This is a genomic window from Desulfosporosinus meridiei DSM 13257 (genome assembly GCF_000231385.2).
In the GTDB taxonomy this organism is placed as follows: domain Bacteria; phylum Bacillota; class Desulfitobacteriia; order Desulfitobacteriales; family Desulfitobacteriaceae; genus Desulfosporosinus; species Desulfosporosinus meridiei.
The window spans coordinates 3,955,355-3,970,988 of sequence record NC_018515.1; the positions used below are offsets into that span (position 1 = coordinate 3,955,355).

The window sequence follows — 15,634 nt, forward strand, 5'->3', positions numbered from 1 at the left end:
CCGTTCGCATTATTAATGCAGAACGGTTTTGCAATTGAGTCAAGTCTTTTAGTCATTAAAGGCCTAACCATTCACCTTTAAAAACATAATTTCCCGGCCCCGTCATATAGACACGATTATCAAGGCCCCACTCAATCAATAGATCTCCGCCAGGCAAATGAACCGTAACGATACGCTCAGTCTTATTATTAAGGATGGCGGCCACAACAGAGGCGCAAGCCCCAGTGCCGCAGGCTAGTGTTGGTCCGGCACCACGTTCCCATACCTTCATCGTTATTTCTTGAGGCGAGTTGATTTGAATAAATTCAACATTGGTTTTACGCGGAAAGAGTGAATGCTTTTCAATGGCAGGGCCAACTCTGTCAAAATCCAAGGCTGAAAAATCCTCCACAAAAATTACACAATGAGGGTTTCCCATGGAAACAGCTGTAAATAAGTATTTTTGACCTAATACTTCAATTGACTGCCCAACTACAGGCTCTCCTTCTCCCAAAACCGGAATAAGATCAGCCCGCAAAATTGGTTCCCCCATATCTACCTGAACTCCCTGAACCTGGCCCTCTTTAATAAAAAGCTTAAGCTTTAGGACACCAGCACCAGTTTCAACGAGCATCGGGTCTGAGATTATTAACCCTTGATCATAGATATATCGTGCAAAACAACGTATTCCATTACCACACATCTCCGGTTCCGAACCGTCAGAATTAAAGATCCGCATTCTGGCGTCCGCGACCTTCGAAGGTAGTACCACTATTAAGCCGTCCCCTCCTATCCCAAATTGACGGTGACAAAGTTTCCTGGCCAATTCAGGATAATCTTCTGTCCCATCTTCATCTGAAACAGAGAAGCGATCAAGGAAAATAAAATCATTTCCCAGACCCTGCATTTTAATAAACTCCATTTCGTCCCCTCCCTAATTGGTGTTCATTCATTATACGAAACATATTAAATATCAGTCATCTTCCCCTGAATATGTTGTTTAATTCCCATCTGGAAATTGAAGAATAACCTTAGGACGTAGGAGCCGTTATCTCATCCTCACCGCAAAAGTTGTTCTGTGTAGTTTGCGGTTCGTCGAAAGCAACCTGCGCCGTTATGCTTTCCTTTGGTGCAGACGGCTTGGGCGAAACCCTCACCCGGGTTTCGTCACTGGATGCTTTCGTTCTTATAGAAGATGGGAGTCTTACGGCTGGTAGTCATCGGATAAACTTATATATTACGTAATTCTCCCTAAAAGAATACTACGCCAACTGAAGTGGGTCAACCGCGTAAACCGGTTGACCCAAAATATAATTATCATATCATCTACATCAAAGGAATCTCATTTTATTACAAAGAAGTATCCTTACTCCTTGGTTGAGGAAAAACCTCTTGGGGGGAGTATTCCTTTAGCTTTATTATCCTTTCGCAATGACCGTTTTTCCCTGCCAACTATTTTTTAACAATCTGGCAAAACCGATCAAAACAGAAGGTCCGCCGGCTACACACAGAATAAGAATCCATTGCCAACTGACTAAAGGTGTGGTTTTAAAGATCACCTGTAAAGGAGCGACATAAATTACGCTAAGCTGCATGATCGTGGAAATACAGACAGCTCCAACAAGATAGAGATTGGTAAAGACACCCACTTCAAAGATTCCTCGTTCTTCAGATCGACAATCAAAGACATGGAACAATTGAGAAAATACCAAAGTCGTAAAGGCCATTGTGCGGGCACCTAACATATTAACGCCCATAAAAAGAGCAACTACGAAGACAAAAAGCGTTCCTAAACCAATAAATGTCCCTCTTACTGCAATTTTCGAAGCCAAGCCTCGGGCAAAAATACTTTCACCGGGTTTTCTCGGCGGTCGATTCATGATGCCTGGTTCAGAGCCGTCGACACCTAAAGCCATAGCAGGCAGACCGTCAGTGACAAGATTTACCCACAAAATCTGAATCGGAAGCAAGGGTAGGGGTAATCCTACTAGTGTAGCCAAGAACATGGTCAGGACTTCTCCTAAGTTACAAGAAAGTAAGTAACGAATAAACTTTCGGATGTTATCATAAATACCACGACCCTCTTCCACAGCAGCAACAATGGTTGCGAAGTTATCATCTCCTAAGACCATAGAGGAAGCTTCCTTGGTGACATCTGTCCCCGTCTTCCCCATAGCTACCCCAATATCCGCTTCCTTAACTGCCGGAGCATCATTGACTCCATCTCCCGTCATGGCAACGACTTGACCTCGTTTTTTATAAGCACGGACAATTCTAAGTTTATCCTTCGGGGTCACTCTAGCAAACACTGAGATGTCCATTATGCGTTCACTCAATTCTTGATCAGATGTTCTCTCAAGTTCTGCCCCCGAAACTACGCCTCCATTTTCACCCCGCAAGATTCCTAATTCATGTGCAACAGCTTCAGCAGTTAAACGATGATCCCCTGTAATCATGACTGGCTTTATCCCTGCCTGTCGACAGACTCTGATGGCTTTAACGGCACTGACACGGGGCGGATCAATCATTCCCAGTAATCCAACAAATGTCAACCCTTGTTCTACACCTTCATCAAGTGGTTCAGCGTCCGCCAACGGTTTTTCAGCAACGGCAAGAACGCGAAGGGCATGCCTGGCCATCTCATCATTGGCTCTCATGATGCTTCTCTTCCGTTCATTGGAGAGTTCTACGATCCCTTGACGAGTTAGTTCTTGCTGACAAAGTCGCAATACCATATCCGGTGCTCCTTTGACATAGGCTTTGCGTCCTTGTTTAGTCTCGTAGACTACACTCATACGCTTTCGATCCGAGTCAAAGGGCAGCTCGCCAATTCTCTTTTGTTTTCGCTCCAGAACTTCACGCCAAATTCCCGCTTTGGCAGCAGCCACCAAAATGGCACCTTCTGTGGGATCACCCTCAATCCCCCAGGGAGCATCCTTACCCTTAGAACGAAAGAGTCCGGCAACTTGCACACCTTTCTTGGTGAGGGTAGCATTATTGCATAGTGCTGCAATTTTTAAAGCAGTGTTAAGGGGATCCCGTTCTTTTTCCGGATCAGCTCCCTGGAACTCCCCTTTAGGGTCATACCCTTCCCCAGAAACAGAGATCCGTCGTCCATCGGAATAGATCTGGCGCACTGTCATTTCGTTCTGAGTTAAAGTCCCTGTTTTATCCGAACAAATTACTGTTGCACACCCCAAGGTTTCAACTGCAGGAAGTTTGCGAATAATTGCCTGTCGTTTAACCATGCGCTGTACTCCCACAGCTAAGGCCACTGTGACAATAGCCGGCAAACCTTCCGGTATAGCTGCCACTGCTAGAGAGACTCCCGTAAAGAACATCTTATAGAAATCCTCACCTCTTAAAATCCCCGTTACCACTACAGCTACACAGACTAGAAAACTGATCAGCACCAACCATTTTCCAAGTTCCGCCAAACGTTTTTGCAAAGGGGTTTCTTCGTCTTCCACACTTTGGATCATTCCAGCAATAACACCCATTTCGGTGTCCATTCCGGTAGCAACAACAACCCCCGCTCCGCGGCCATTAACAAGGGCCGTCCCCATATAGCCCATATTTTGACGGTCAGCCATAGGGGTGAATTCATCATGAAGGGGGGAAATACTTTTTGTCACTGGATGTGATTCACCAGTCAGGGCAGACTCCTCCACTTGCATATTGACAGCTTGAATCCAGCGCACATCTGCAGGAATGCGATCCCCCGTATCAACAAGCACAATATCTCCTGGTACAACATCCGTTGCAGGAATTCTTTGTTCCATGCCTTCCCGTAGTACCCTGGCCTCGGGAGCAGTAAGTGAGCGGAGTGATTCCATTGACCGTTCGGCGCGAAACTCTTGTACGAACCCCAAAATGGCATTAATTATGAGAATTGCCAAGATCGTAATTGCATCCGCGATCTCGCCCAAAAGTCCGGAGACTACTGTGGCCGCAAGTAAAACCAACACCATAAAGTCTTTAAACTGCCCAAGGAATAAAAACACAGGATGAGTCCCTTTTTTTACAGCCAGAACGTTTTTCCCGACCTCTTGTAACCGACGCCGAACCTCTTTCAAATTTAACCCTTTAGCTGGATGTACATCCAACGCCTTAGCCACGTCCAGCCAAGGCAATACATGCCATGCCTGTTGCCGCATGCCCTTTTCCTCCTTTTGCTTTATAAACACCGATTAGAAGGAATTTTAGCCTCAAATTATCGGTTAAGTAACAACTGAGAGGCTTTGTCCCTTTTATAGTACATGCTTATTCCTAAAGGTATAGAAAAATGCCTCGTCCCAACAAGTGTGTTATACTAAAAAGTGATTTGACCTGAAAGGATGTATTCATATGGCGTTAGACGGCGTGACCCTCGCCTATTTAGTTAAAGAGCTTGCTCCTTCACTTGTCGGAGCACGTATTGATAAAATATTTCAACCCGAAAAAGATGAAATACATATCCAATTAAGACAGCAAGGATCTAGGCGGCTCCTGCTTAATACAAGTGCCACCTCTCCGCGCTTTCACTTCACCCAAGAAATTAAAAAGAATCCCTCTTCTCCCCCTATGTTTTGTATGATTTTGCGTAAGCATTTAGAGGGTGGCAAACTCATAAGGTTGCATCAAAATGAGCTAGAGCGTGTTATCACCTTTGAATTTCAGAACTATAATGATCGAGGAGATTTAGTCTCTTTGCATCTTTACTTAGAAATCATGGGCAAGCATAGTAATCTCATTCTCGTTGATCCTCAGACCAATACCATTCTTGATGGACTGAAACGTTATTCTCATGCCCTTAGCCAATATCGTGAGGTGTTGCCGGGACGGGCTTATTTGGCCCCTCCCTCTCAGGGAAAACAGCCCCCTCTGGAGGACGAGGAGTTTTGGCGAGCTACTCTTTATAAAGAAGAATTAGAGCATCCGATTACAAGTATCCTCCTAGCCCGTTTTGCCGGGATCAGCCCGGAATTAGCACGAGAAATCGTTATCCAAGCCGGATTAAATGCTGAAATCCGCCTCCATCAGTGTGGAGAGATTGACCTTTCTCGACTTTTTCAAGCATACCGCAGACTCTCCAATCCGGAGGGTATCTCCAATATTCAACCTTGCCTATACTATAAACTCACACCTCGCCCACAACTCTTTGCCTTCAGCTTTCTCCCATTCCAACAGTACCAAGATTTAAAAGTTGAATATGTTCCATCTTTAAATGATGCTATTCAAATTTTCTATCAGTCAAAATCCAATAACAACACCCTTGAATCCAAGCGTGGCTCTTTAAAGAAGATTGTCCAAGAACAATACTCTCATATGAGCAAAAAACTGAAAATATATAGCGAAGCAGAAGAAAGTGCTCAAAAAGGCCTGGCCTATCAAAGATGGGGCGAGCTTCTTACGGCAAACCTCTATCGAATTCCACCTGGATCCTCAGAAGCTTTCGTAGAAGATTACTATGATCCTTCAGGCTCTACCGTTACCATTCCTCTTAACCCTCATATAAGTGCCATTGACAATGCTCAACGCTATTACAAGCTCTATAATAAAGCCAAAGCAACTTTGCTTAAAACAAAGGAACTCAAAGAAGCCTCCCTGGAAGAAATCAGTTACCTAGAGTCCTTACAATATACCTTAAATCAAGCTGCGACTATAACGGAACTAAATGAAATTCATCTCGAACTTGTAGGGCAAGGATATGTAGCCGGAAAAAATATCAAAGAGAATCTCCCATTTAAAAAAGGCCGTTCCAAATCGTCCTCCAAATCTAAGTCTAAAACTCCTAAAGAGATCCCCCAGCCCCGAGTTTATCGTTCCAGTCAAGGGAGAATTATTCTTGTCGGGAAAAATAATGCTCAAAATGATTGGCTTTCCCTACGTAAAGGAAAGCCAACAGATCTTTGGCTCCACACTAAAGTAATTCCAGGTTCCCACGTCCTCGTTCCTCTGGAAGACGGCGAAGAATTCCCTGATGACAAAACCCTCGAAGAAGCAGCTGCCCTGGCAATTTACTTTAGCCAGGCACGGGGTTCTTCTCAAGTTGCTGTGGATTACACCCATGTTAAACAACTAAAAAAGCCAAACTCAGCAAAGCCCGGAATGGTCATCTACGATCAGAACTGGACCTTATACCTCACGCCTAAACAGGAGATACTGGAGCAATTGATAGCCAGCGAAGAGGTTACGGACTGAACGAAACCCCAATCTTAATCACAGGACTTAATCACTATTACAGACAAAGAGCCATTAACTATTAATAGTAGTAAAAGCTTAATAACCAGGGAGCAGCAAATCGGGGGAAGATTTCTGCTCCCTGGTTATTAAGCTTCTATAATCCTTGTCGTTGGTTCCTAAAACTTCGGAAATCGAAAGTGCCCCGTCATTTTGGACGGCCAGCTCTCTAATTGATCTGACTCCTTTGGTATGGGTCCGGAATTGTGGAGAATATACGGCACGCCATCAGGTCTGCGTTTGTCCGAGACAATCGCAATATGCTCATGAGGCACATCATACGTCACAATGTCCCCTGGCTGCCATTGTGTTAAATTTTCTATATCTCCAGGTTTAATCTCTTGAGTTAAGTCCAGAGCATTTCTCCGAAAAAAGACGATTAGATTCGGCACTCTTCGAAAATCTATATTAGGATCAGGCTTGCCTTCAATACGGTAATATTTACCTAGGTTAGCAAGAATATCTTGGTCAACTAATCCCTTTAAGTCGTAGCCTGCATCTCGAAATGCTCGCCACACGACATCAGTGCAGACCCCCTCATTTTCAGGAGGATACCCCTTCTGATAATATGCGCTACGATATTGGGGTTTCCTCTCGACCTCGGCTTTTGCGCCCTCTACAATGTCTTTCAGATCATCTAAACCATCCCCATCTTTATCCGTTGGACAAACGATGGCAGGAACCTTTAGTGATGGCAAAAAGGGTATAAAGCTTTTAGACTGAGGTCTTCCCATAACAAAAGTTCCGATAACTGCACATGCTATTAATAAAATTGATGAGCCCCAGACAAACCATTTGCGCAAAATTTCACCTCCAATGTCTATCCCTTCAAAAATTTGTATCAAGAGTATATTACTACCTTACCAAATTTATCAAAGCTTTTTAAGACCTTGGAAAAATTATTTAGATACTATTTGTAAATTTTGATAATGTTTTTATTCTTGGAGCCTATAGACAAAAGTCTTTAGAGAATTGGGCTAACTCGTTTTTGATACATTAAAGGATGGTAACTCCTTAAAAGAGCCGCCACCCCTATGTATTATAGCCACTTTATGAAGTTTCCTATAGTCCAAAATGTCGCAAAATCATAGGATATAAATCAATGATTCGTAAATGTTCTTGATCAATAGGTATACCTGCTACAATCATGGGAACCGTCGAATCTTCTTCTTCCAGAGAGCCATGGCTTCCTCCCCCCGGATGGATAGGAGCTCCAACTGAGAAATATTCATACCCTGAGGCGGCAGAAACAGCAATTCGTCTTCCACCACGTGCTTCAAGTGCCGTTATTAAACGATTAAAGGCATCCGGAAATTTGCCAAACTCTATAAATTGTGTGTCTGTCACTTTGGCATCAACTACGGACAAATCTCCTTCATAGAACCAGCTTTGACCGTATACGTCTTGGTAGGAACCTCTACGAGAAAAGAACAGTTGTTTTTCCGTCCCCCCTTGAACAATACAATATCTATTATCTGAGACTTTCCAAGTGATTTGAGCATTGCGAGGATCTTTGGCCAATATGCCCACGACTTCAGGCAAAATCTCTTCCTCCCTCTGGAGAATGTAAATAAAGGCCATCCGCTCATTTGGACATATGGCAATTTCATGATGCTCTTGATCATTGGCTTCTTCAGTAAACTTAATTCTTTTAAAAGACTTCAATGAATGATCTAAATTGATCAAATACTCTTTACCTAATCCAACCGTTGACTGGGCGTGATCTCCGGTAATAATAACCACATTTTCTTCCAGTGCTTTTTCCCAACTTCCAAACTCATCTAGGATTGAAGATACTTGTTTATCAGCATTTTCAATGGAAAAGCCTGAGCGCAAGGGCCCATGTTGGTGGGAATATTTATCATTATCAGGAAAATAAACAACCATAAAATCTGGCTGTTGTCCTTCTCGGACTAGTTGTACTGCGATTCTCCCAGAAAAAGTATCATTAAACCCAAAACGGTGCAAAGGCCCTCTTGGATAGGCTGAACTCCGTCCAGTGAATGGTGGATGAACAAGTTGACCTAGAGTTAAGCTTTTTGGCCCGGAGACAGTTTCATTATTGAGACAGAAACCTGTCCCTAAAGCAAGGGGAAAGGGGACTTTTGCTTGATAATTATTTGCAGCTCGATGCATGAAAAAGTTGATATTACCTGTACTATAGCCCCCTGCCTCTAACACCTCATATAATGTCGGCGTTAGTAGACTGAGATGCTCTTCATTAAGTCTTTGTAGCAAGTTGCGCAGAACCTTCTCCAGTCCTACTTTCAAAATACTTTGCCAGGTCGCTCCATAATCTACAACTTTTTTAATTTGCTGATTGTACCAAATAAAGCCTGGAACTCCATGGCGGTCCGGCCAAGTTCCTGTGATCATAGAACTCGTAGCAACCGGAGTCATGGTTGGAAAAGAAGAGACTACCCGATCAATATAGGTTCCGTGTTTAACTAAAAAACGAAACGCCGGGGCATTCCCTTCTGAAAGTATCCTGCCTAAAACAGCGGGATGAAGGGAGTCTACCACAAATAAGATTACCTTTTTCATGATTGACTCCCTTCCCTAATTTAATATAAAAATAAGTATATCAAACTTTTCGCTCTTTTGTCACGATTAAGAATCACTATTTTGCCTTAATTCAGCATCTACTATTTGGGATAAGTACATCGGCTATTTTAAAATACATCTCTAGTTATAGTACATACCAACAAGCATCAATTACAAGAGGTTCTAGCCAAACAAGAAGATAACACCGCTTTGCTCAGATCCAAGAGACTGCCCGGTTCTCTGTTGACACCCATTAATGGTATGGTATTAGAGAACACAAGCTTGTCCTAAAACGGTGATAAAAAGGAACCGTAGGATTTAAAATGAATCTTACGGGTTCCTTTTTATTTGCATATAGCTAATACGTTGGTTTCAAAAACTAATTCGCTTCAAGTAGAGAGGCTATTGAGAGGATCAAAACTAAGACTTATCCGTTCCTCTGTCTAGATTTTCCGGCTTCCGGGTTTGATAGCAGGAATTCCTTGAGCACAAAGTGGGCAATCCTTAGCTTCATAAGCTTGGATATTTAACTGAATGATTGAAGATTGAGGCAAGCCAAAATCTACCATGCCGCCTGAGCGATCGACCAGTACTCCCACGCCCAAAGCCGTAGCTCCGAACTCTTGAACTACAGTCAGTACTTCTCGAACTGAACCACCGGTCGTTATGACGTCTTCTACCACCAATACTCGTTCTCCCGGAGATAGTGAAAACCCTCTGCGCAAGCGCATTATCCCATTTTCTCTCTCTGTAAATAAAGACCTGACTCCTAAGACTTTGGCAACCTCATGGGCTACTAAAATCCCCCCTGTTGCGGGGCCGATCACTGTTTGAACGTCCATATCCCGAAATTGTGATGCCAACCCCTCTGCCAAAATCCCAGCTTGATCTGGATATTGAAGGACTTGAGCACACTGCATGTATTGAGCACTGTGTTTGCCTGAGGTTAAAAGGAAATGCCCCTCCAACAAAGCTTCACTTTTTCTAAACAGGTTCATATATTCTTCAGTTGTAAGCGGCATCTTATTATTAAGAGTTTTATCCATTAAGTTGATCTCTCCTTTTTCTATAACCTCTATCTTATCTATACTTCAATAAGAACTAGGTCCAAAGCCGTTCTAAAGCTTGGCGAGGATCTTCCGAGCGGGTTATCGGCCTACCGATGACCAGGTACGAACTGCCCGCATCTAAAGCCTCAGAAGGAGTAAGAACCCTTGCTTGATCCTGAGCTTCACTCCAGGCTGGACGAATTCCTGGCGTCACAATTAAGAAATCAGCTTTTGTGCTTTTTCGAATATCTGTTGCTTCCTTAGCAGATGCAACGACTCCGTCAAGTCCTGCCTGTTCCGCTAGCACCGCCAATTCTACAACGTGCTCTCCCAGGTTCCGTTGGACTCCCATCTCTTGTCTGAATTGAGTTTCTGACATACTTGTCAGGACTGTAACTCCAATCACTTTAGGGATGCTTTTTAGCTTACTTCCTTCTTCGCGCACTGCATTCCCTGCCCTAGCCATCATATCATACCCGCCGCTGCAATGGACATTGATCATATCAGCCCCACACTGCACGAATCCTCGAATTGCTCGTTCCACTGTTGTAGGTATATCATGAAGCTTCAAATCAAGAAAAATGGGAAAACCTAAAGCTTTTAGCTCCTGAATCATCATGGGGCCGGTATACGAGTAAAGTTCTAAGCCTACTTTTAGCCAACACCCACTGCCTTGAAGGGCTTTGGCTAAAACTAAAGCTTCCTCTCGACTTTGAACGTCTAAGGCTACCATCACTCGCTGATTATTTAATCTTACATCCAACGATATCCCCCCAGTTTTTAACATTTCGGGATTCCTATAATCAATGATGCGCTAATCCTACTAAATCCTTCACGGAAGCCAGTCCATGTTCCTCACAGTACTCTTTGATTCCCTGTAAAATCTCTAAAGGTGCCTGAGGATTAACGAAATTACCTGTGCCTATACTCACTGCCGTTGCGCCCGCTAACATAAATTCTATGGCATCTTGCCAGGTAGTGATCCCGCCCATTCCAATAATCGGCAAATCGACTGCTTGAAAAACCTGCCAAACCATTCGCACGGCAACCGGCCGAATCGCTGGACCTGATAGTCCTCCAAATGTATTGGCTAAAACAGGCCGTTGTTGATAAATATCAATATGCATTCCTAAAAGAGTATTAATTAGAGATATAGCATCCGCCCCTCCAAGCTGAACTGCCCGCGCCATGCCCACAATATCTGTTACATTGGGAGAAAGCTTGGCAATAACTGGCAGATCGGTTTCAGCCTTTACCGCGGCAATTACTTCTTGGGCACTTTGAGGATCTGTACCAAAATGCATTCCACCATGTTTAACATTGGGGCAAGAAATATTCACCTCAAGTGCCGCTAAACCGGAATCCTTTTGCAGTGCTCGCGCCAGCTGAACATAGTCTTCAAGGGAAAAACCGGAAATATTGGCGATTGCTGCAGTAGGTAGCTTTCTTATCTTTGGCAGATAGGATTGAATAAATTCTTCAACCCCTGGATTTTCTAAACCGACAGCATTCAGCAACCCTGCCGGAGTTTCAGCTAACCTGGGGACAGGGTTGCCCAGTCGAGGTAAGGGGGTAATCCCTTTAAGGGTTATTCCTCCTAAGGCTTCCAGGGGACAATAGCTGGTATACTCCTCTCCAAATCCGTAGGTACCCGAACAAGTAATCAGTGGATTTCTTAAGGTTATTCCAGCAAACTGGGTCAATAAATTAACAGGATTCATCCCATACAACCTCCTCTCCCCGGAAGACTGGCCCATCCTGACATACTTTTTTATGAATATATGCTCCTGTTTCATCGATTAAAGTGCACACACAACCCAAGCAGGCTCCAACTGCACACCCCATTCTTTCTTCCAGAGAAACCTCTATAGGTACTTTAACGTTTTTACAAATCTCCGTAACGGCCTGCATCATCTTCTTTGGACCACAAGCCGCTACCCAGATTTGGCTACTGCTTAAAGACATTTTTCCTAACTGATTATTTATTTGTTCAGTCACAAGACCCTTTTCCCCTAGACTTCCATCAAGTGTACTCAGATAAAGCGGAATTTCTAATTTCTCCCAGGAGGAAAGACCGGCACTCTCCAGAAACGATTGGTTTTCTCCTCCCCAAAACAATCGAACGGTTAACCCCTTACTCAGCGCACTAATTGCTAAGGGATATAACGGAAAAATTCCGATTCCTCCGGCTACCAACCATAATTCTCCTGCTTCCGGCAGAGAAAAGCCATGTCCCAAAGGGCCCATAATACTAAGGACTTCTCCATCCTTCGCTCGTGCCAGAATTTCTGTTCCTCGCCCCTGAACTCGATAGAGCAAAGTAATTTCGTCATTCTCTGAAGAGATATAGGCTAAACTAATCGGCCGCCTTAACAAGGGATCAAATGACGAGATTGATGAGTCCTGGACTTGGATTGCAACGAATTGTCCCGCCTGGGCATTTCTTGCAATCGGTCCTTTCAGCACTAACCTTCTAAGCTTATGCTTCTCTTCTCCCATGGATTCATGAACTACCACTTGTCCTTTGGTAAGCATGGCAACCTCCTTATCGTGGTTCGAAATTCGTAGTTCGTGGTACGCAATTAATTTGAGGATAGGCATCCTGTTCCTAATCAAAACACCCTTTCAGATTAGGAACAGAAATATTAAACAAGGAATTTCATCACTATAGAGGCAAGAGCCCCGGAGAAATGCTTTCCAAAACTTGAAGCAACGCTGCCGCAGTATCTAAACTTGTGAAGCAAGGGATTCCATGTTCTACAGCTGCTCTACGGATCGCAAAGCCATCACTTTCTTGGACTCGACCATGAGTTGTTGTATTGACAACGTATTGAATCTTTTGTTTGCGAATACCATCGATGATTTCGTTAGAACCATCATGCAGCTTGGCAATTGTTTCTACCCTTAATCCCTGAGTCTTTAAATAGCGGGTAGTCCCCTCAGTAGCTAAGATACGGAAACCAATTTCTGCGAAACGTCTTGCCAGCTCCAACCCTTCCGCTTTATCCCGATCTGCCAAGGTTATTAACACAGACCCATAAGTCGTAAAGGACAATCCCGCTCCCAGCAACGCCTTGTAGAGAGCCTTTTCATAGGTTTTGTCCATGCCCATAACTTCACCCGTAGATTTCATCTCAGGGCCTAACGACGGTTCGACTCTTTGCAGCTTAGAGAAGGAAAAAACAGGTGCTTTGACAGCAACTCTATCACTGACAGGCCAGAGGCCGTGTGGGATACCTATTTCTTCCCATTTTCTGCCCAGGATAACTTTGGAAGCCCAATCAACAATTGGAACCCCGGTAACTTTACTTAGAAAGGGAACTGTACGGCTTGATCGCGGATTAACCTCTAGAACATAGAGTTCTTGGTGGTAAATGACATATTGTATATTAAGCAAACCTTTTATCTTCAAGGATCGTGCTAAGGATTTTGTCAAAGCAATAATACGTTCTTTCATGTTTAAGTCGAGAGTTTGAGGCGGATAGACTGCTATAGAATCTCCGGAATGAACTCCGGCCCTCTCCAAATGTTCCATAATCCCGGGGATAAAAACATTCTCCCCATCTGAGATAGCATCAACCTCAACCTCTGTACCAAGGAGATATTGATCCATCCAGATCTCCTGGTCTGAGGATGCGGAAAAAGCTCGCTTAATAACCGGTTCTAATTCCTTCTCTTCATAAACGATGTCCATAGCCCGGCCACCGAGAACATAAGACGGTCGCACAACTAACGGAAATCCAATCTCCAGTGCCACTCGCTGCACCTGCTCCATATTCCTGGCACCGCCCCCGCGAGGCCGCTGAGCACCTAGCTCTTGCAGTACCCGGTCGAAATTCCCTCTCTCTTCCGCACGATCGATATCTTCTACCGTCGTGCCCAAAATCTTATACCCACGTCTTGCTAGGCCGCTTGCTAAACCTATTGCCGTCTGCCCACCGAACTGAACGACTACTCCATCAGGTTGTTCTTTATCTAAAATCTCGGAAACATCCTCCAAGGTTAATGGTTCAAAATAAAGACGATCAGCCGTGTCAAAATCCGTCGACACTGTTTCCGGATTGTTATTGATTATAATGCTTTCATAACCCGCTTTTCTCAGGGCCAGTACAGCATGTACTGAACAATAATCAAATTCTATACCCTGTCCTATGCGAATTGAGCCTGAACCCAGAACGACAACTTTAGGCCGTTTATGAACATCCCCTTCATCTTCCAGATCATAACTGGAATAAAAGTAAGGTGTTGTCGCTTCAAATTCTGCGGCGCAGGTATCCACCATTTTAAAAATAGGTTGTATTTTTTGCTCTTTTCTAAATTGATGTACTTTGTCCTCAGTAGTTTTCCAGAGAGATGCAATCTCCAAGTCAGAAAACCCTAGCCGTTTTACTCGAAGCAAACTTGCCTCATCCCAAGGAGTCTGTTCCACTAATATTGTCTCATCAACAAGACGTTTTAGTATATTCAAATAGTATCGATTCCAACCGGTTTCTTGAACCAACCAATCTACTGTCCAACCGCGTCTCAAACCTTCAGCAAAAACAAACAACTGGCGATCATCGGGTTTTAAACAAGCGTCTTTAAGTTCCGCGTCTGAAAGTCCCTCAAGCTCCGCCAGGCGAACCCCATAAACTTTTATATCAAGAGAACGGATGGCTTTGAGCAGGGCGGATTCCAAGTTCCGACCTATCCCCATTACTTCCCCCGTTGCCTTCATCTGAGTCCCTAAATGACGATCTGCCTCTGTAAATTTATCAAAGGGCCAGCGCGGAAACTTCACAACCACATAGTCCAGGGCCGGCTCAAAACAAGCGGAGGTCTTTCCCGTCACAGCATTCTTGAGTTCTGTTAGAGCATAACCTAAGGCTATCTTAGCAGCGACTTTAGCAATAGGATATCCCGTAGCCTTTGAGGCCAAAGCACTTGAGCGACTTAAGCGAGGATTGACCTCGATCACAACATATTCCATTTGGGAAGGATGGAGAGCAAATTGGACGTTACACCCACCTTCAATCCCTAGACCATTAACAATTCTTAAAGAGGCACTGCGCAGGGTTTGAACCTCTCGGTCAGTTAATGTTTGACAAGGTGCTACAACAATACTGTCACCTGTATGTATTCCTACGGGATCCATATTTTCCATGTGACATATGGTAATACAGTTGCCTGCTCCATCCCGTAAAACCTCAAACTCGACTTCCTTCCAACCGGCTACACTTCTCTCTACAAGAATCTGACCAATCAGACTTGCCTGAAGGCCACTTTCTGCAATCTGTTGAAGTTCAGTTTTGTTTTGAACAATTCCTCCTCCGGTTCCACCCAAGGTAAAGGCCGGCCGAACAATAAGTGGATAACCGGTAACATCCGCAAATTTCAGGGCATCGTCAACCTGGGAAACAATCATGCTTTCCGGAATCGGCTCGCCAAGTTCTTTCATTAGAGCCCTAAAGCTCTCTCGATCTTCAGCTTGGTCAATGCTTTTCAGCGAGGTTCCCATTAGAGTGACCTCACAGCGCTCCAAAACCCCTCTTTTAGCAAGCTGATACGCTAAGTTTAAGCCTGTTTGTCCACCCATCGTAGGTATCAACCCGTCAGGCCTCTCCCGTTCAATGATCCGTTCCATAGATTCCACAGTTAAAGGCTCTATATAAACCCGATCTGCTGTTTCACGATCCGTCATGATTGTGGCAGGATTGGAATTTACAAGAATGACCTCAATCCCTTCCTCGCGAAGAGCTCGGCAAGCTTGTGTGCCGGCATAGTCAAATTCTGCCGCCTGTCCAATTACGATGGGGCCTGAGCCAATTACCAAAACCTTTTTCCACTCTTTTTTGGGCATT

At 44.2% G+C, this 15,634-nt stretch carries 10 protein-coding genes; 1 reads left to right on the plus strand and 9 read right to left on the minus strand.

What is annotated here, in order from left to right; translation table 11 throughout:
* Positions 1–55 precede the first annotated feature (55 nt).
* On the minus strand, positions 56–901 hold the full coding sequence (gene dapF / locus DESMER_RS18270; protein ID WP_014904547.1) for a diaminopimelate epimerase: 846 nt from the start codon (positions 899–901) through the stop codon (positions 56–58).
* Positions 902–1,397: 496 nt separating this feature from the next.
* A complete protein-coding gene (locus DESMER_RS18275; protein WP_014904548.1) occupies positions 1,398–4,136 on the minus strand; it encodes a calcium-transporting P-type ATPase, PMR1-type in 2,739 nt (912 codons plus the stop codon).
* 190 nt (positions 4,137–4,326) lie between these two features.
* On the opposite strand from DESMER_RS18275, the gene DESMER_RS18280 reads away from it, so the two are divergent.
* Complete coding sequence (locus DESMER_RS18280; RefSeq protein WP_014904549.1) at positions 4,327–6,162, plus strand: Rqc2 family fibronectin-binding protein; 1,836 nt, start codon at positions 4,327–4,329, stop codon at positions 6,160–6,162.
* A gap of 158 nt (positions 6,163–6,320) precedes the next feature.
* On the opposite strand, the gene DESMER_RS18285 is transcribed toward DESMER_RS18280, so the two are convergent.
* From DESMER_RS18285 to carB, 7 genes are all read right to left on the minus strand, one after another.
* Positions 6,321–7,004 (minus strand): DUF1287 domain-containing protein, encoded by a 684-nt coding sequence (locus tag DESMER_RS18285; protein WP_014904550.1) that lies wholly within the window; start codon positions 7,002–7,004, stop codon positions 6,321–6,323.
* Between the two features lie 259 nt (positions 7,005–7,263).
* The gene (locus DESMER_RS18290) at positions 7,264–8,745 is read right to left on the minus strand and encodes an alkaline phosphatase family protein (protein ID WP_014904551.1); all 1,482 of its coding nucleotides are present in this window, start codon (positions 8,743–8,745) and stop codon (positions 7,264–7,266) included.
* Positions 8,746–9,188: 443 nt separating this feature from the next.
* A complete protein-coding gene (gene pyrE, locus DESMER_RS18295) occupies positions 9,189–9,791 on the minus strand; it encodes an orotate phosphoribosyltransferase (RefSeq protein WP_014904552.1) in 603 nt (200 codons plus the stop codon).
* A 55-nt stretch (positions 9,792–9,846) separates the two neighbouring features.
* Positions 9,847–10,581, minus strand: coding sequence for an orotidine-5'-phosphate decarboxylase (gene pyrF, locus DESMER_RS18300; RefSeq protein WP_014904553.1), 735 nt, complete (start codon positions 10,579–10,581; stop codon positions 9,847–9,849).
* Positions 10,582–10,597: 16 nt separating this feature from the next.
* The gene (locus DESMER_RS18305) at positions 10,598–11,515 is read right to left on the minus strand and encodes a dihydroorotate dehydrogenase (protein WP_014904554.1); all 918 of its coding nucleotides are present in this window, start codon (positions 11,513–11,515) and stop codon (positions 10,598–10,600) included.
* Positions 11,502–12,329 (minus strand): dihydroorotate dehydrogenase electron transfer subunit, encoded by an 828-nt coding sequence (locus DESMER_RS18310; protein ID WP_014904555.1) that lies wholly within the window; start codon positions 12,327–12,329, stop codon positions 11,502–11,504. Before DESMER_RS18310 ends, DESMER_RS18305 begins: the two co-directional genes overlap by 14 nt.
* 130 nt (positions 12,330–12,459) lie before the next feature.
* Positions 12,460–15,633 (minus strand): carbamoyl-phosphate synthase large subunit, encoded by a 3,174-nt coding sequence (carB, locus tag DESMER_RS18315; protein ID WP_014904556.1) that lies wholly within the window; start codon positions 15,631–15,633, stop codon positions 12,460–12,462.
* Position 15,634 lies beyond the last annotated feature (1 nt).